Source organism: Cupriavidus sp. GW821-FHT07C08 (genome assembly GCF_059419025.1).
On sequence record NZ_JBWKQZ010000007.1, the window covers coordinates 49,109 to 66,130 of the forward strand.

Here is a 17,022-nt window from a genome sequence, read left to right on the forward strand (position 1 = left end):
CGTCAGGGTTGACCCGCGATTTGTTTTTTTTTGTAACGAGAGCGGCGCTTGGGGTCATCCGTCCTGGCTTTCGATACATCGGGCCGCCGCGCCGGATCCGGCCGGGCATGCCGAGCAACGGCCGCCAGTCCCAGTTGGGCGGCGAACACCTCGCAGCTTTCGCCGGGCGCAAGCCCCAGGGCGCGCAGGTCAAGCGGGCCGATCCCGACCCGCACCAGCCGCAACGTGGGAAAGCCGACCGCGGCGGTCATGCGGCGCACCTGCCGGTTCTTGCCCTCGCGGATCGTCAGTTCCAGCCACGCGGTCGGGATCGCCGCGCGAAAGCGCACCGGCGGCTGGCGCGGCCACAGCCAGTCGGGCGCCTCGATCGCGCGTACCCTGGCCGGCTGCGTGACGAAGTCGCCCAGGTTTACCCCGGCGCGCAGCCGGGCCAGCGCGGCGGCATCGGGAATGCCTTCGACCTGTGCCAGGTAGGTCTTCTCCAGCTTGTGGCGCGGGTCGGCGATGCGGGCCTGCAGCGCGCCGTCGTCGGTCAGCAGCAGCAAGCCCTCGCTGTCGGCATCGAGCCGCCCGGCCGGGTAGACGCCGGGCACGCTCACGCACGCGGCCAGCGTCGGGCGCGTCGGGTGTTCCGAGAACTGGCTCATGGTGCCAAACGGCTTGTTCAGGGCAATCAGGGTCATGGGGCGCAAGTATGCCGCAGTGGCGCGCAGAGGCGGGGGAGAGGATCTGGGGTCCGGCCCGATTGGCGGATGATGAAAAATTGCTGCATAATACGAAATTAGTCTTGTGTCTTATATAAGACTGAAGGCAGCCCAGGGTGGCGCCAGGGTGATGCAATGCAGCACGGGTGTGCGGTAAGGCCCGCTACAATGCCTCAGCGCCCTCTCCCCGAATCTCGCCGACCGGCCACGAACCGGCGGCAGTCACAACCGTTCCGTACTGGAGACGTCATGTACCAACATATCAAGGTTCCGGCCGGCGAAAAGATCACGGTCAACCAGGATTTTTCGCTGAATGTCCCGGACAATCCGATCATTCCTTATATCGAAGGCGACGGTACGGGCCTCGATATCACTCCGGTGATGATCAAGGTGGTCGACGCGGCCGTGGCCAAGGCCTATGGCGGCAAGCGCAAGATTGCCTGGATGGAGATCTACGCCGGTGAGAAGTCGACCAAGGTCTACGGCCCGGACGTGTGGCTGCCGGACGAAACCCTGGAGGTGCTCAAGGACTATGTGGTCTCGATCAAGGGCCCGCTGACCACGCCGGTGGGCGGCGGCATCCGCTCGCTGAACGTGGCGCTGCGCCAGCAGCTGGACCTGTACGTCTGCCTGCGCCCGGTGCGCTACTTCAAGGGCGTGCCCTCGCCGGTGCGTGAGCCGGAAAAGACCGATATGGTGATCTTCCGCGAGAACTCGGAGGATATCTACGCCGGTATCGAATGGGCGGCCGAGAGCGACCAGGCCAAGAAGCTGATCGCCTTCCTGCAGAACGAGATGGGCGTGAAGAAGATCCGCTTCCCGGCGACCTCGGGCATCGGCATCAAGCCGGTCTCGCGCGAGGGCACCGAGCGCCTGGTGCGCAAGGCGATCCAGTACGCCATCGACAACGACAAGCCGTCGGTGACGCTGGTGCACAAGGGCAACATCATGAAGTTCACCGAAGGTGGCTTCCGTGACTGGGGCTACGAGCTGGCGCAAAAGGAATTCGGCGCCGAGCTGGTCGACGGCGGCCCGTGGTGCAAGTTCAAGAACCCGAAGACCGGCAAGGACATCGTGGTCAAGGACGCCATTGCCGACGCCTTCCTGCAGCAGATCCTGCTGCGTCCGGCCGAATACTCGGTGATCGCCACGCTGAATCTGAACGGCGACTATGTCTCCGACGCGCTGGCCGCGCAGGTCGGCGGCATCGGCATCGCCCCGGGCGCCAATATGTCTGACTCGGTCGCCATGTTCGAGGCCACCCACGGCACCGCGCCGAAGTACGCCGGCAAGGACTACGTCAACCCGGGCTCTGAAATCCTGTCGGCCGAAATGATGCTGCGTCACATGGGCTGGACCGAAGCCGCGGACCTGATCATCTCGTCGATGGAGAAGTCGATCCTGTCCAAGAAGGTGACATACGACTTCGCCCGCCTGCTGGAAGGCGCGACGCAGGTGTCGTGCTCGGGCTTTGGCCAGGTGATGATCGACAATATGTAAGCACGAACTCCCGCTGCGGCGGGCGACCTGCCAAGGAAAACCCCGGTGCCGCCTGGTCGGCGCCGGGGTTTTTTCTTGCCCCGGGCGCCAGTGTTGCCTAGAACGTCAGGGGTTGGACTGACGGGCCTGGCGGCCCGAGGAGACAGGCATGGACGATCCCTTCCGCCGCACCGCGTTCGGTGCGGCCCTCTTCTACAAGGATCCGCTGGCGGCCCTGGACTGGCTGGAGCGCGCCTTCGGCTTTGAGCGGGTCATGGTGATCCGCGACCAGCAGGACCAGCTGGTGCATTCTGAAATGCGCTTCGGCGACAGCTACCTGATGGTGGGCAGCGAGTGGGCGGACTTTACCGCCAGCCCGGCCTCGATCGGAGGCAAGAATACCCAGACCCTGCACGTGCATCTGCAGGAAGGGCTGGACCAGCATTGCGAGCACGCGCGCGCCGCCGGGGCCGTGATCCTGCGCGAACCGCAGGACGAGTTCTACGGCGACCGGACCTACACGGCCCGGGACACGGAGGGACATGTCTGGACCTTTGGCCAGACTGTGCGCAAGGTCACCAGGGAAGAGGCCGAGCAGGCCAGCGGGCTGAAGATCGACGGCTGGGCCTGATGGCCCGGACCCCGGGGGCCCAAAAAGCAGAAAGCCCGGCTCGAGGCCGGGCTTTCCGTCGGATGTGGTGCGTGCAGCTGATCCGAGCCGGCACCCGCCGCGCCGCCGTGGCGGCAACGCGGGGTGCTGGCATCGATCCCGTCCCGGGGGAGCCCCCCCACACCCTGGTTGACCGCTCCGCGGCTCTGCGGCCGGGATGCGGTCGCGGCGCGCTTTAGCTGGCGTCCTGGATATTGGTGGCTTGCTTGCCCTTGGGGCCCTGGACCACCTCGAACGAGACGCGTTGACCTTCCTTCAGCGTCTTGAAGCCGGACATCTGGATAGCCGAAAAGTGCGCAAACAGTTCTTCTTCGCCCTCGTCTGGCTTGATGAACCCGAAGCCCTTGGCGTCATTGAACCATTTGACGATACCGCTTGCCATATACTCCCCCAACGAAATAGCAGATTTCAAAGCGGGGAAGCCTTGCCGGCCAGACGGCACGGACTGCGGCGCCATGACCTGCCGCGTCCTGAGGTGCGGCAGGCGATGACGCGCGGCGAGGTGCAATCGCGTGGCGGACAGTCTCGATGCTGACTCGCCGCCGCGGCGGCCGTGGCCTCCCTGCTCACGGATCACCTGCCTCGGCTGTTGCTTTGGCTCGTTGGCCGTCGGCAGGTGTGCGAACGATTCTTCTGGCAAAGCCGGATACTGTCAAGTTGGCGGATTCCCCACTGCCAGCAGGGTGTGGCGGGAATCGGACGGCACCTGGTGGTACCTTGGCGGCATGCGCCAGGGCTGCCGTGGATGCTGTCCCGCCGCGCCGGCCACGTGCCTTGCAATGCCTCCCGCGTGAAATCCCGCGTCCTTCCACCATCGGAAACAGGTGACCCGGCTCTTGAATCCGGCGCCTTTTCCCCAAATTGCAGAGTTGCGAGTAAGGGTTAGAATAAAGCCATGGCTACACGGCTTGCGAATGTTCCACAACGCGAAGCGGGCACCATCCTGGAGCGGAAAGAGCAGGCGCTTAAACCGCCCGCCATGTTCAAGGTGGTGCTGCTTAATGACGACTACACTCCGATGGAGTTTGTAGTGATGATCCTGCAGCAGTATTTCAGCAGGGACCGGGAAACGGCGACGCAGATCATGCTCACCGTGCACCGGGAAGGAAAGGGCGTCTGCGGTATCTACACCAGGGATATTGCAGCGACCAAGGTCGAGCTGGTGTCAACGCACGCGCGGCAGGCGGGGCATCCCCTGCAGTGCGTGATGGAGGAAGCATGATTGCGCAAGAATTGGAAGTGAGCCTGCATATGGCGTTTGTCGAAGCCAGGCAGGCACGCCACGAGTTCATTACCGTGGAGCACCTGCTGCTGGCATTGCTAGACAATCCCACGGCAGCGGAAGTCTTGCGCGCCTGCGCGGCCAATATAGAAGACCTGCGCACCAGCCTGAAGAACTTCATCGCGGATAACACGCCGGTGGTGCCGGGTACCGACGAGGTCGATACCCAGCCCACACTCGGTTTCCAGCGCGTGATCCAGCGCGCGATCATGCACGTCCAGTCCACTTCCAACGGCAAGAAGGAAGTGACGGGTGCCAACGTGCTGGTCGCGATATTCGGCGAGAAGGATTCGCACGCGGTCTATTACCTGCAGCAGCAGGGCGTAACGCGCCTGGACGTGGTCAATTTCATCAGCCACGGCATCCGCAAGGACCAGTCCGAGCCCGCCAAGCATGGCGATGCCGCCGGCGAAGGCGAGGGCGGCGACGGCAAGGAAAGCCCGCTCGAGCAATACACCCAGAACCTGAACACGCTGGCCAAGGCCGGCAAGATCGACCCGCTGATCGGCCGCGAGAGCGAAGTCGAGCGCGTGGTCCAGGTGCTGTGCCGCCGGCGCAAGAACAACCCGCTGCTGGTCGGCGAGGCCGGCGTCGGCAAGACCGCGATCGCCGAGGGCCTGGCGTGGCGCATCACCAAGAACGAGGTGCCGGACATCCTGGAAAAGGCCACCGTCTACTCGCTCGACATGGGAGCGCTGCTGGCCGGCACCAAGTACCGTGGTGACTTCGAACAACGCCTGAAGGGCGTGCTGAAGTCGCTCAAGGACAATCCGAACGCGATCCTGTTCATCGACGAGATCCACACGCTGATCGGCGCGGGCGCTGCCTCGGGCGGGACGCTGGACGCCAGCAACCTGCTCAAGCCGGCGCTGTCGTCGGGCCAGCTCAAGTGCATCGGCGCGACCACCTTCACGGAATATCGCGGCATCTTCGAGAAGGACGCGGCGCTGTCGCGGCGCTTCCAGAAGATCGACGTGGTCGAACCCTCGGTGGACCAGACCGTGCAGATCCTGCGCGGCCTGAAGTCGCGCTTCGAGGAGCACCATGGCGTCAAGTACGCGGCCTCGGCGCTGACCGCGGCAGCGGAGCTGTCGGCCCGCTTCATTACCGACCGCCACCTGCCCGACAAGGCGATCGACGTGATCGACGAAGCCGGCGCGGCGCAGCGCATCCTGCCGAAGTCCAAGCAGAAGAAGACCATCGGCAAGGGCGAGATCGAGGACATCGTCTCTCGCATCGCACGCATCCCGCCGCAGAGCGTGAACCAGGACGATCGCAGCAAGCTGCAGACGCTGGACCGCGACCTGAAGTCGGTGGTGTTCGGCCAGGACCCGGCGATCGAGGCACTGGCCTCGGCGATCAAGATGTCGCGCGCCGGCCTGGGCAAGACCGACAAGCCGATCGGCTCGTTCCTGTTCTCCGGCCCCACGGGCGTGGGCAAGACCGAGGTCGCCAAGCAACTCGCCTTCATCATGGGCATCGAGCTGCTGCGCTTCGACATGTCCGAGTACATGGAACGCCACGCGGTGAGCCGCCTGATCGGCGCGCCGCCGGGATACGTCGGCTTTGACCAGGGCGGCCTGCTGACCGAGGCCGTCACCAAGAAGCCGCACTGCGTGCTGCTGCTGGACGAAATCGAGAAGGCGCACCCGGATATCTTCAATATCCTGCTGCAGGTGATGGACCATGGTTCGCTGACCGACAACAATGGCCGTCGCGCCGACTTCCGCAACGTGATCATCATCATGACCACCAACGCGGGGGCGGAGACCATGAACCGCGCCACCATCGGCTTCACCAGCTCGCGCGAGCAGGGCGACGAGATGGCCGACATCAAGCGCATGTTCACGCCGGAATTCCGTAACCGCCTGGATGCCATGATCAGCTTCCGGTCGCTGGATGAGGAGATCATCCTGCGCGTGGTCGACAAATTCCTGATGCAGCTGGAAGAGCAGCTGCACGAGAAGAAGGTGGAGGCCAGCTTTACCGAGAAGCTGCGCAAGTTCCTGGCGCACAAGGGGTTCGATCCGCTGATGGGCGCGCGCCCGATGCAGCGCCTGATCCAGGACATGATCCGCAAGGCCCTGGCCGACGAGCTGCTGTTCGGCCGGCTGGTTTCGGGCGGCAAGGTGGTGGTGGACCTGGACGAGCAGGACCAGATCAAGCTCGATTTCTCCGAGATCGAGCCGGAACCGCCCGAGGCGCCCGAGGAACAGCGCGCCGAAGCCTGAGCGGTTATCGGCCGCGTTGCCTGCAACGTGGCCGGTCATCGGGCAAAATACGGGGGCGGCAGTCATGCCGCCCCTTTTCTTTTTGTCCCGGCGGCCGCCGGCCATGCCCGTCGGGGCACGGGTTTGCGGCCGCGGCTGGCCGCGCAACCGGCCAGGAATCCAGCCTGAAAACCCTGATGTCCTCTGCCGAACGCACGCGGCGCCGCCGCCTGCTGCTCAAGATCCTGCCGCTGGGTGCCATGCCCGTCCCGATGCTTCACGCCGCTACCGCCACCGGCGCCGAACCGCCGGCGGGCAACCGCCCGATCGCGCTGGTGCTGCCGTTCCCGCCTGGCGGGAGCGTCGACATCGTGGCCCGGCAGCTGCAGCCCGGGCTGAAGGCGGCGCTGGGGCAGACTGTGGTGGTCGACAACAAGCCGGGTGCCGGCGGCCTGATCGCATCGAGCACCGTGGCGCGCGCGAAGCCGGACGGCACCACTCTGTTGATGGCCTTCGACACCCACGCCATCAACCCTTTCGCCTACAAGCAGCTGCCCTACGACACCTTCCGCGATTTCTCGCCAATCTCGCAGCTGGTGCGCTTTCCGCTGGTGATTGCCGCCAATCCCGCGCTGCCCGTGGCCAATGTGCGCGAGCTGGTGGCGCTGGCCAAGGCCAGGCCCGACGGCGTGCGCTACGCCTCGTCCGGCATCGGCAGCCTGAACCAGCTGGCGGCCGAGGCACTGGCGACCGAAGCCGGCGTGCACATGCTGCATGTGCCCTACAAGGGCGGCGGCCCGGCCGTGCAGGCGGTGCTGTCCAATGAGGTCGATATTTTCTTCAGCAGCTACGCCGCGGTGCAGGCGCACGTGGCCGCCCGCACCATCAAGGTGCTGGGCGTGACCGGCACCAGCCGGCTGCGCCAGCTGCCGCAGGTGCCGACGGTGGCCGAGCAGGGGCTCAAGGGTTTCGAGGCCTACTCCTGGATCGGCGTATTCGGCCCGGCCGGCCTGCCGGCATCCACGGTCACGCGCATCCACGACGCGCTGGTCGAATCATTGCGCCAGCCGCGGGTGGTCGATGCGCTGGCCGCGCAGGGCTTCGAGATCGTGGGCGGCAGCCCGGCCGACCTCGGCAACCTGGTGCGCCGCGAGCATGACAAATGGCAGGCCGTGGCGCACAAGGCCAATATCCAGTTCGAATGATGATGTCCGGCGCCGGTGCGCCGTGAAACCGAGAGGATGCCGATGGCAACGCAAGCGGAAATGTTCGACCACGCCGTGGTGGTGTGCCCAGACCTCGATGCCGGGGCCCAGGCCTGGCGCCGGCTCGGCTTTACGCTGACGCCGCGCGGCTACCACACGCTCGGCTCGCAGAACCACTGCATCATGCTGCGGCGGGACTACCTTGAGCTGCTGCACGTGACCGCGCCCAGCCCCAGCCGCCAGTACTACTGGGATGCGCAGGCGCACGGCGGCGGCTGCGCGGCGATGTCGTGCAAGAGCGCCGATGCCTTTGCCACCGCGTCACGGCTGCGCGCGGCGGGCTGGCACACCTCGGACCCGATCGAGTTCTCGCGTCCGGTGCGGCTGGATGACGGCAGCGAGCACCCGGCCACCTTTCGCGTGACCGCGCTCGACGATGCGCCGGGCGCGCGCTACTTCGTCTGCGAGCACCGTACGCCCGAACTGCTGTGGCGGCCCGAATGGACCCGCCATGCCAACGGCGCGCACAGCATCGCCACCATGTTCCTGGTGGTGGCGCCCGCGCTGGTGGACGCCGCCGCGCGCGCCTATGCGGAGCTGACCGGCGGCGAGCTGACGCAGCTGAGCGAACATGTCTGCAGCCTGGCGCTGGACGATGCCACGCTGGTGGTCAGCACGCCGCAGGCGCTGGCTTCGGCCACCGGCACCGCGCATATCCGGCGCGAGGGGCCGGGCTACGCGGCGATCCGCCTGCGCACCGATGACCTGGCGGCGGCGCGTGCCGGCTGGCGCGAACAGGGTGTGCCGACCCACGATCTGGGCCCGCGCGAGACCCTGGTGCTGGCGGATGCCGCCAGCGGCGTGGCGCTGCTGTTCGAGCAGCAGGGCTGAAATGCAAACTGGCGCCCCGCGGGGCGCACAGTGTCTTGTGCGGCCTTAGGCTGCGTCAGGCGCTGGCCTTGGCGTGATGTACGCCGGTCGAGCCAAAGCCGCCCGCGCCGCGTTCGCTGTCTTCGCTGAATTCTGCCACCGTCGAAAACACCGGCCGCAGCACCGGCACGAACATCATCTGCGCGATGCGCTCGCCCGGCTGGATCACGATCGGCTCGGTGCCGGGCGCATTGCGGTTCCACACGCTGACCATGATCTGGCCCTGGTAGTCGGCATCGATCACGCCGATCGAATTGCCCAGCACCAGGCCCTTCTTGTGGCCCAGGCCCGAGCGCGGCACGATGGTCGCGGCCATGTACGGGTTGCCCATGTGCAGGGCGATGCCGGCCGGCACCAGTTGCGCGGGCGTGCCCGGCGCGATCGATACCGGGGCGTCGACGCAGGCATGCAGGTCGATGGCGGCGGCCATTTCGCTCTGGTAGGCGGGCAGGCCCCATTCATTCAGGCGCGCATCGAGCACCTTGATTTCGACGGTCGGGTTCAGTGGCTGGGTCATGGGAATCCTGGGGGAAATCGGTTCAACGGAATAGGTGGCAGCCGCGCATGATACCGGACGCGCGCCCGCGATCAGGGCCGTGCGCGCCCGGGCAGGCGCTGGCCGATCGCCGCCACCAGCTGGCGCGCCAGCGACAGCTTGTCGGCACGCGGCAGCCGCGTCATGCCGGCGGCGTCGAACAGCACGATCTCGTTGTCGTCCAGGCCGAAGGTATGGTGGCCGATATTGCCGACCAGCAGCGGCACGCCCTTGCGCTGGCGCTTCTGCTCGCCGTACTGCTCCAGGTTCTCGCTCTCGGCGGCAAAGCCGACGCAGTAGGGTGCGTCGGCCCGCGCCGCGACCGAGGCCAGGATGTCGGGGTTCTGCACGAACTGCAGCGTGGGGGTGTCGGTATCGTTGGCCTTCTTCAGCTTCTGCTGCGCGACTTCAGCCGGGCGCCAGTCCGCCACCGCGGCCACGGCGACAAAGACATCCACGCCGTGCAGCTGCGCGATCACCGCGTCATGCATCTGCTGCGCGCTGCGCACGTCGGTGCGGACCACGCCGCGCGGGGTGGGCAGGCCGGTGGGGCCGGCCACCAGCAGCACCTCGGCGCCGGCCTCGCGCGCCGCGCGCGCGATCGAGAAGCCCATCTTGCCGGACGACAGGTTGGTGATGCCGCGCACCGGGTCGATCGCCTCGAAGGTCGGGCCGGCGGTGATCAGCACGCGCCTGCCCTGCAGCGGCTTGGGCTGGAAGAAGGCGATGATGTCGTCGAGCAGCTCTTCGGGTTCCAGCATGCGGCCGTCGCCGACCTCGCCGCAGGCCTGGTCGCCGCTGCCAGGGCCCAGGATCATCACGCCGTCGGCGCGCAGCTGCGCGGCGTTGCGCTGGGTGGCGGGGGCGGCCCACATCTGGCGGTTCATCGCCGGCGCCACCAGCAGCGGGCAGTCGCGCGCGATGCACAGGGTGCTGAGCAGGTCGTCGCACAGCCCGTTGGCCAGGCGCGCCATGAAATCGGTCGAGGCCGGGGCGATGACGATGGCGTCGGCCTCGCGCGACAGGTCGATGTGCGCCATGTTGTTGTCGATGCGGGCATCCCACTGCGACAGGAAGACCGGCCGGCCGGACAGGGCCTGCATCGTCACCGGCGTGATGAAATGCGTCGCCGCCTCGGTCATGGCCACCTGCACGGTGGCGCCGGCCTTGGTCAGCAGGCGGACCAGTTCGGCCGACTTGTAGCAGGCGATGCCGCCGGTCAGGCCGAGAACGATGTGCTTGCCGCGCAAATCCATGGTAAGGCTCGTCAAAGGGTGGGAAACGGCATGATACCGGCTGAGCGTCCTGGCTGCTGCAGGCAGCGGCACCGGATGGCATCAGGGCCGCATTCGCGGCCCTGTCATCACCTGCTGTGGTCTGGCGGCGCTCAGTGGCGCCGCACCCGCCGCAGCTCGTCCACGATCAGCAGTACCGCGCCGACCGTGATCGCGCAGTCGGCCACGTTGAAGGCAGGCCAGTGGTAGTTGCGCACATAGAAGTCCAGGAAATCGACCACGTGCCCGTAGACCACGCGGTCGATCACGTTACCGACCGCGCCGCCCAGGATCAGCGACACCGCGAAGCAGAACATGCGCTGGCCGGTATGGCGGTACAGCAGCCAGACGATGAACGCGCCCACCACGAGGCCAAGACCGGTGAAGAACCAGCGCTGCCAGCCACCGGCATCGGCCAGGAAGCTGAACGCCGCGCCCTTGTTGTAGACCAGCACCAGGTTGAAGAAGCTGGTCACCGGGCGCGATTCACCATAGGTGAAGGTGCGCACGATGACGATCTTGAGGAACTGGTCGAGCACTACCACCAGCAGCGCGAAGGCCATCCACAGCAGCGGGGTGGTGCTGCCGGCGGCCTTGTTGTTGCGGCGGGCCGGGCGGGCGGAACGGGACGTGGTCGATGCCATCAGGCATGGCTCCTGTGTTCACCGGCGCCGAACAGGTTGCTGTCGCAGCGCCCGCAGAGGGTCGGATGGTCCGGGTTGTGGCCGACATCGGCGCGGTAGTGCCAGCAGCGCTCGCACTTGGCATGGGCCGACGGGGTCACCGTGACCAGCAGGTCGCCGGCCTCGGGCGCGTGCGTTACCTTGGCCGACGAGGTCAGCAGCACGAAGCGCAGGTCGTCGCCCAGGCTCTGCAGCGCGTCCAGCACCGGGCCGCCGGCCTGGATCGTCAGCTCGGCCTGCAGCGACGAGCCGATCTCGCCTTCCACGCGCACCGCTTCCAGCTGCTTGGTGACCTCGGCGCGCACTTCGCGCAGCGTGTGCCACTTCTGCAGCAGGTCGTCGGCGCCGTCGTCGACTTCCGGCACCGCGTAGTAGGTGCTGGTGAAGATGGTGTCGGTGTGCTCGGTGCCGTGGGCGAAGATCTGCCACGCTTCCTCGGCGGTGAACGACAGGAACGGCGCCATCCAGTGCAGCATCGCCTGGGTGATGTGGTACAGCGCGTTCTGCGCCGCGCGGCGGGCCTTGGAGTCCGGCGCGGTGGTGTACAGGCGGTCCTTCAGCACATCGAGGTAGAAGCCGCCCAGATCCTCGGAGCAGAAGGTCTGCAGCTTGGACACCACTGGGTGGAATTCATACGACTCGTAGTGCGACAGCACTTCCTGCTGCAGTTGCGCGGTCAGCGCCACGGCGTAGCGGTCGATCTCCAGCCATTCCGACGCCGGCAGCGCGTGCCTGGCGTGGTCGTAGTCGGACAGGTTGGACAGCAGGAAGCGCAGCGTGTTGCGGATGCGGCGGTAGCTTTCCACCACGCGCTTAAGGATCTCGTCCGAGATCGACAGCTCGCCGGAGTAGTCGGTCGAGGCCACCCACAGGCGGATGATCTCGGCGCCCATCTTGTTGGTGATGTCCTGCGGCGCCACGGTGTTGCCGACCGACTTGGACATCTTGCGGCCTTCGCCGTCGACGGTGAAGCCGTGCGTCAGCAGCGCCTTGTAGGGCGGCTTGCCGTACAGCATCGACGCGGTCAGCAGCGACGAGTGGAACCAGCCGCGGTGCTGGTCCGAGCCTTCCAGGTACAGGTCGGCGAGGCGGCCATCGGGCGTATCGGCAGACGGATCGTACAGGTCGTCGCGGTGCGAGCCGCGGACCACGGTCCAGTGCGTGGTGCCGGAGTCGAACCAGACGTCCAGCGTGTCGCGATTCTTTTCGTACTGGCTGGCCTCGTCGCCGAGCAGTTCCTTCGGATCCAGCGTCTGCCAGGCTTCGATGCCGTGCTGTTCGACGTGCTTTGCCACTTCTTCCAGCAGCTGCGGCGTGCGCGGGTGCAGCGCGCCGGTTTCCTTGTGCAGGAAGAAGGCCATCGGCACGCCCCACTGGCGCTGGCGCGACAGCGTCCAGTCCGGCCGGTTGGCGATCATGTTGTGCAGGCGCTGCTTGCCCCAGGCCGGGAAGAACTCGGTGGCGTCGATGCCGGCCAGCGCGGTCTCGCGCAGGGTGGGGCCGGTCTTGCCGTTCTCGTCGGCCGGGTCCACGTCCATGCCCGCGAACCACTGCGAGGTGGCGCGGTAGATGATCGGCGTCTTGTGGCGCCAGCAGTGCATGTAGCTGTGGGTGTACTTGTGCGAATTGAACAGGTTGCCCGAGGCCTGCAGCACCTCGACGATCTTCGGGTTGGCGTCCCAGATCGACAGCCCGCCAAAGAGCGGCAGCGTGCCGGCATAGACGCCGTTGCCCATCACCGGGCTGATGATGTCCGAATCGGCCATGCCGTGCGCCTTGCACGACTGGAAGTCTTCCACGCCGTAGGCCGGCGCCGAGTGCACGATGCCCGAGCCGGTGTCCGTCGTGACGTAGTCGCCCAGGTAGACCGGCGACAGGCGGTCATAGCCCGCGTCCATCTTCGCCAGCGGGTGGTGGAAGCGGATTTCCGACAGTGCCGCGCCGGTGGTGGTGGCCACGACCTTGCCTTCCAGGCCGTAGACCTTCAGCTGCTCCTCGACGCGCTCGGTGGCCAGGATCAGGTAGCCGCGCGGGGTCTCGACCAGCGCGTATTCCACTTCCGGGTGCACGTTCAGCGCCTGGTTGCTCGGGATGGTCCACGGCGTGGTGGTCCAGATCACGATCCAGCCGGGCTTGCCGTCGAGCTGCTCGAAGGGCACCTTGAAGGCGTGCGCCAGCTTGTCGGCTTGCGCGAACGGGAAGCCCACGTCGATCGACAGGTCGACCTTGTCCTTGTATTCGACCTCGGCCTCGGCCAGCGCCGAGCCGCAGTCGAAGCACCAGTTCACCGGCTTCAGGCCGCGGAACACATAGCCCTTCTCCATGATCTTGCCGAGTGCGCGCAGTTCATCCGCCTCGTTGCTGTAGTTCATGGTCAGGTAGGGGTGGTCCCAGTCGCCCAGCACGCCCAGGCGCTCGAAATCCACCATCTGGCGCTTGATCTGCTCGGTGGCGTAGGCGCGCGCCTTGGCCTGGACCTCCTGCACCGGCAGGCCCTTGCCGAACTTCTTCTCGATCTGGATCTCGATCGGCATGCCGTGGCAGTCCCAGCCCGGCACGTAGACGGCGTCCAGCCCGGTCAGGCCGCGCGCCTTGATGATCATGTCCTTGAGCACCTTGTTGACGGCGTGGCCGATATGGATGTCGCCGTTGGCATACGGCGGGCCGTCATGCAGCACGAACTTCTTCGCGCCCTTGCGCGCCGCGCGGATCTTCTTGTAGAGCTGCTTGTCCTGCCACTGCTTGACCCACTGCGGCTCGCGCTTGGGCAGGTCGCCACGCATCGGGAAGGGCGTGTCGAGCAGGTTGACGGGATACTTGCTTTTCTCGGGCTTGGCGCGTTTGTCGTCAGACATTTCGATTCTCAGGGCAATTCGGGTTGGCGCGCGGGCGGCGGCAGGCCGGCGGGCGCGCGGAAAGACTGGGGCAGGCGGCGTGCGTGCCGGGCCCGCGCCACTGGCATGCGGGCAGGCGCCGGCCGCTACCTAATTCGGTCGGTGGCGGAGGTGGCGAAGTCGCGCCCGCCGCTGCCTTCGGCCGCGCCCGGGGCGGTCAGGCCGAAGAAGGCGCGCGCATCGGCGCTGTCCTTGGCGATGGCGGCGGTGAGCTGGTCCAGGTTGTCGAAGCGCGCTTCGTCGCGCAGCTTCTTCATGAATTCGACCCGTACCAGCTTGCCGTACAGGTTCTCTTTGAAATCGAACAGGTGGACTTCCAGCAGCACCCGGCCGGCGTCCTCGATGGTGGGGCGCACGCCGATGCTGGCCACGCCCGGCAGGGGCTGGTCGGCGATGCCGTGCACCTGCACCACGAAGATGCCGCTGACTGCCGGCCGCTTGTGCGAGATGCGCAGGTTCAGCGTCGGGAAGCCCAGGTCGCGGCCCAGCTTGCGGCCGTGGATCACGTGACCGCTGATGGCATAGCCGTGACCGAGCAGGCGCCGGGCATGCTCCAGGTCGCCGTCAGCCAGCGCCTGGCGCACCGCCGAGCTGGAGATGCGGATGCCGCCTTCGGACACCGAGCCCATCTGCTCGACATCGAAGCCGTAGTGGCGCCCGGCTTCCTGCAGGTAGGTAAAGTCGCCGGCGCGCTTGGCGCCGAAGCGGAAGTCGTCGCCGACCAGCACCCAGCGCGCGTGCAGGCCATGCCACAGCACGTTCTCGACGAACGCCTGCGGCGACTGGGCGGCGAAGTGGGCGTTGAAGTGTTCCACCACCACCCGGTCCACGCCGTTGCGGCGCAGGCTTTCCAGCTTGTCGCGCAGCAGCGCGATGCGGGTGGGGGCCTTGTCCGGGGTGAAGAACTCGCGCGGATGCGGCTCGAAGGTCATCACGCACAGCGGCAGGCCGCGTGCATCCGCCGCTGCGCGCGCACGCGCGAGCAGCGACTGGTGGCCGCGATGCACACCGTCGAAATTGCCGATGGTGAGCGCGCAGGGCGCCCGGCTTTCGGCGTTGGGCAGGCCGCGGAAGACTTTCACGGGGACGGCGGGAAACGTTTCAGGTAAAGCGAGCATTATAAGGCGAATGGGTCCGCTTGCCGCTCCCGCCGCCCGCGGCCGGTGCCGCGCTGCTGTTTTTGTGCCGCAACCGGCCCTCGCGGCATGGCGCGATGCCGCAAAAGGCGGCATGATATGGACCACTTCGGCTCCACTTCGGCGCTGGCACCTACTGCCCCCCGTTATCCGCCCATTCCAAGCCAGCCACACTTGAAAGCGCTGCCCAACCGGTTCTTTTCCCGGCTCCTGCCCCGAGTCCTGCCTCAGGCGACCGCCCAGCTCGACGTCGAGACGCGCGCCAAGCTGATGGCCATCGTGCACAAGAACTCGCCTACGGCGATCGTGGCCTCGGTGCTGCTGCCCGCGCTGACCACACTGGGATTCTGGAACGACGTGAGCCACTCGGCCTTGCTCGGCTGGTGCGCGGTGATGCTGCTGCTGACGGTCGGCGGCCTGTGGTTCTACGTCGGCTACCAGCGCGACCATGCCTCGATGAGCCGTTCCGCGCACACGCGCAAGTGGTGGAACAATATGCGCGCGGTTGCCTTCCTGACCGGCATGACCTGGGGCAGCTCGGCGCTGCTGCATTTGTATACAGGCTCGGAGGTGTTCTCCAGCGTGTTGTACCTGCTGACCCTTGGGGTGCTGGCTGGCGGCGCGGTGTCACAGGCGCCGGTGCCGTCGAACCTGGTCTATGCCGGCGTGCCGATCCTGGTGCCCAATATCCTGATGGCGGAATTCGCCTTTCCCGGCCATGGCGTCTATGTGCAGGGGCTGCTGGTGATTTATGGGGGGATGCTGTCGCGCCATGCCTTCAACCTGCAGGTCACGCTGGTGCGCGCCATCCAGCTCGAGGGCGACAGCCGCCGCCTGGCCAAGCAGTTCCAGGAGGAAAAAGAGCGCGCGCTGCATGCCAGCGAGGAGAAGTCGCGCTTCCTGGCTGCCGCCAGCCACGACCTGCGCCAGCCGGTGCATGCGCTGGTGATGCTGGTGGAGGCGCTGCGCGCGCGCAACCAGTCGTCGGCACTGCATCCGCTGGTGGAGCAGGTGGCGGCGGGCACCCAGACCATCGACCTCTTGTTCCGTTCGCTGCTGGACCTGTCCAAGCTGGAAGGACGCAAGGTGCTGCCGACGCTGGAGCCATGCGAGCTGGGCGCGCTGATCCGCGACGTGATGAGCCAGTTTGCCGCCGATGCGCGTGAAAGCGGCCTGACCCTGACCCCGCGCGTGCCCGACGAGCTGTACGCCATGGCCGAGCCGGTGCTGTTGCGCCGGGCCCTGTTCAACCTGGTGCAGAACGCGCTGCGCTACACCCAGCGCGGCGGCGTGCTGGTGACCGCGCGCCAGCGCCGCAAGAATGTGCGGCTGGAAGTCTGGGATACCGGCGCCGGCGTGACACCCGAGCACCTGCCCGACATCTTTTCGCCGTACTACCAGGTCCATAACCCGCAGCGCGACCCGTCGCAGGGCCTGGGCCTGGGGCTGGCCATCTTCAAGGAATGCGTGCGCCTGATGCGCGGCACCTATGGCGTGCGCTCGGTGCCGGGCAAGGGTTCGGTGTTCTGGTTCGCGCTGGCGACGGTACCGGCCGAGACCGTGGCCAGCGTGCGCGAGATGCGCGCGATGGCGCAGGCGGAAGAGGCCAAGCCCGACCGCCTGCAGGGCACGGTGCTGGTGGTCGACGACGACAGCCAGATCCGCAAGGCCTGGATCGCCCTGATGGAGGCCTGGGGCATCCGCGTAGCCTGCGCCGCGCACGGCGCCGAGGCCGACAAGCTGTTTGCCAGGGGCCTGCGCCCGGACATCATCTTCTGCGACCTGCGCCTGCCCGGCAGCGAGAACGGACTGGATTTGCTCGAGCGCTGGCAGAACACGCAGCCGCAGGCGCGCAGCGCGCTGCTGACCGGCGACCTGAAATCCGCCGCGCTGGCGGCGGCGGAAGAGGCGGGGTATTTCGTGCTGCCCAAGCCGGTGGACCCGGCTTCGCTGCGGCTGCTGCTGCGCCGCTGGCTGCGGCCGGCATAGGGCGGGGGGCGAAGGCCGGCGAAGGGCGCCG

General features: G+C 66.9%; 14 protein-coding genes. 7 read left to right on the forward strand and 7 right to left on the reverse strand.

What is annotated here, in order from left to right; all coding sequences use genetic code 11:
• Positions 1–2 precede the first annotated feature (2 nt).
• A complete protein-coding gene (locus AC07UK_RS11295; protein WP_494686484.1) occupies positions 3–683 on the reverse strand; it encodes a pseudouridine synthase in 681 nt (226 codons plus the stop codon).
• Between the two features lie 270 nt (positions 684–953).
• Here AC07UK_RS11295 and icd point away from each other — a divergent pair, with 270 nt between their 5' ends.
• The gene (gene icd, locus AC07UK_RS11300) at positions 954–2,204 is read left to right on the forward strand and encodes an NADP-dependent isocitrate dehydrogenase (RefSeq protein WP_013957886.1); all 1,251 of its coding nucleotides are present in this window, start codon (positions 954–956) and stop codon (positions 2,202–2,204) included.
• Between the two features lie 148 nt (positions 2,205–2,352).
• Positions 2,353–2,814 (forward strand): VOC family protein, encoded by a 462-nt coding sequence (locus AC07UK_RS11305; protein WP_013957885.1) that lies wholly within the window; start codon positions 2,353–2,355, stop codon positions 2,812–2,814.
• A 214-nt stretch (positions 2,815–3,028) separates the two neighbouring features.
• On the opposite strand, the gene AC07UK_RS11310 is transcribed toward AC07UK_RS11305, so the two are convergent.
• Entirely contained in the window at positions 3,029–3,235 is a 207-nt protein-coding gene (locus AC07UK_RS11310) for a cold-shock protein (RefSeq protein ID WP_010814999.1), read from the reverse strand.
• Between the two features lie 513 nt (positions 3,236–3,748).
• Here AC07UK_RS11310 and clpS point away from each other — a divergent pair.
• The 4 genes from clpS (at position 3,749) to AC07UK_RS11330 (ending at position 8,441) form a co-directional block, all read left to right on the forward strand.
• Positions 3,749–4,075 carry an ATP-dependent Clp protease adapter ClpS gene (clpS, locus tag AC07UK_RS11315; protein WP_010814998.1) on the forward strand — a complete coding sequence of 109 codons (327 nt, stop codon included), beginning with the start codon at positions 3,749–3,751 and terminating at the stop codon, positions 4,073–4,075.
• Positions 4,072–6,366 carry an ATP-dependent Clp protease ATP-binding subunit ClpA gene (gene clpA / locus AC07UK_RS11320; protein ID WP_010814997.1) on the forward strand — a complete coding sequence of 765 codons (2,295 nt, stop codon included), beginning with the start codon at positions 4,072–4,074 and terminating at the stop codon, positions 6,364–6,366. Before clpS ends, clpA begins: the two co-directional genes overlap by 4 nt.
• Before the next feature lie 176 nt (positions 6,367–6,542).
• Positions 6,543–7,550 carry a tripartite tricarboxylate transporter substrate binding protein gene (locus AC07UK_RS11325; protein WP_436222569.1) on the forward strand — a complete coding sequence of 336 codons (1,008 nt, stop codon included), beginning with the start codon at positions 6,543–6,545 and terminating at the stop codon, positions 7,548–7,550.
• Positions 7,551–7,592: 42 nt separating this feature from the next.
• Positions 7,593–8,441 (forward strand): VOC family protein, encoded by an 849-nt coding sequence (locus AC07UK_RS11330; RefSeq protein WP_436222568.1) that lies wholly within the window; start codon positions 7,593–7,595, stop codon positions 8,439–8,441.
• 55 nt (positions 8,442–8,496) lie between these two features.
• Here the strand turns inward: AC07UK_RS11330 and dut are convergent, their stop codons facing one another.
• The 5 genes from dut to AC07UK_RS11355 all read right to left on the reverse strand — a co-directional run bounded on the left by dut (position 8,497) and on the right by AC07UK_RS11355 (position 14,948).
• Positions 8,497–8,997 carry a dUTP diphosphatase gene (dut, locus tag AC07UK_RS11335; protein WP_494686485.1) on the reverse strand — a complete coding sequence of 167 codons (501 nt, stop codon included), beginning with the start codon at positions 8,995–8,997 and terminating at the stop codon, positions 8,497–8,499.
• A gap of 71 nt (positions 8,998–9,068) precedes the next feature.
• Positions 9,069–10,271, reverse strand: a complete 1,203-nt coding sequence (coaBC, locus tag AC07UK_RS11340) for a bifunctional phosphopantothenoylcysteine decarboxylase/phosphopantothenate--cysteine ligase CoaBC (RefSeq protein WP_436222567.1) — start codon at positions 10,269–10,271, stop codon at positions 9,069–9,071.
• A 131-nt stretch (positions 10,272–10,402) separates the two neighbouring features.
• On the reverse strand, positions 10,403–10,933 hold the full coding sequence (lspA, locus tag AC07UK_RS11345) for a signal peptidase II (protein WP_494686486.1): 531 nt from the start codon (positions 10,931–10,933) through the stop codon (positions 10,403–10,405).
• Positions 10,933–13,827 (reverse strand): isoleucine--tRNA ligase, encoded by a 2,895-nt coding sequence (gene ileS, locus AC07UK_RS11350; protein WP_494686487.1) that lies wholly within the window; start codon positions 13,825–13,827, stop codon positions 10,933–10,935. Before ileS ends, lspA begins: the two co-directional genes overlap by 1 nt.
• Positions 13,828–13,952: 125 nt before the next feature.
• A complete protein-coding gene (locus AC07UK_RS11355; RefSeq protein ID WP_436222564.1) occupies positions 13,953–14,948 on the reverse strand; it encodes a bifunctional riboflavin kinase/FAD synthetase in 996 nt (331 codons plus the stop codon).
• Positions 14,949–15,176: 228 nt separating this feature from the next.
• On the opposite strand from AC07UK_RS11355, the gene AC07UK_RS11360 reads away from it, so the two are divergent.
• Positions 15,177–16,991, forward strand: coding sequence for a hybrid sensor histidine kinase/response regulator (locus AC07UK_RS11360; protein ID WP_436222563.1), 1,815 nt, complete (start codon positions 15,177–15,179; stop codon positions 16,989–16,991).
• The last annotated feature ends 31 nt before the right edge of the window (positions 16,992–17,022 follow it).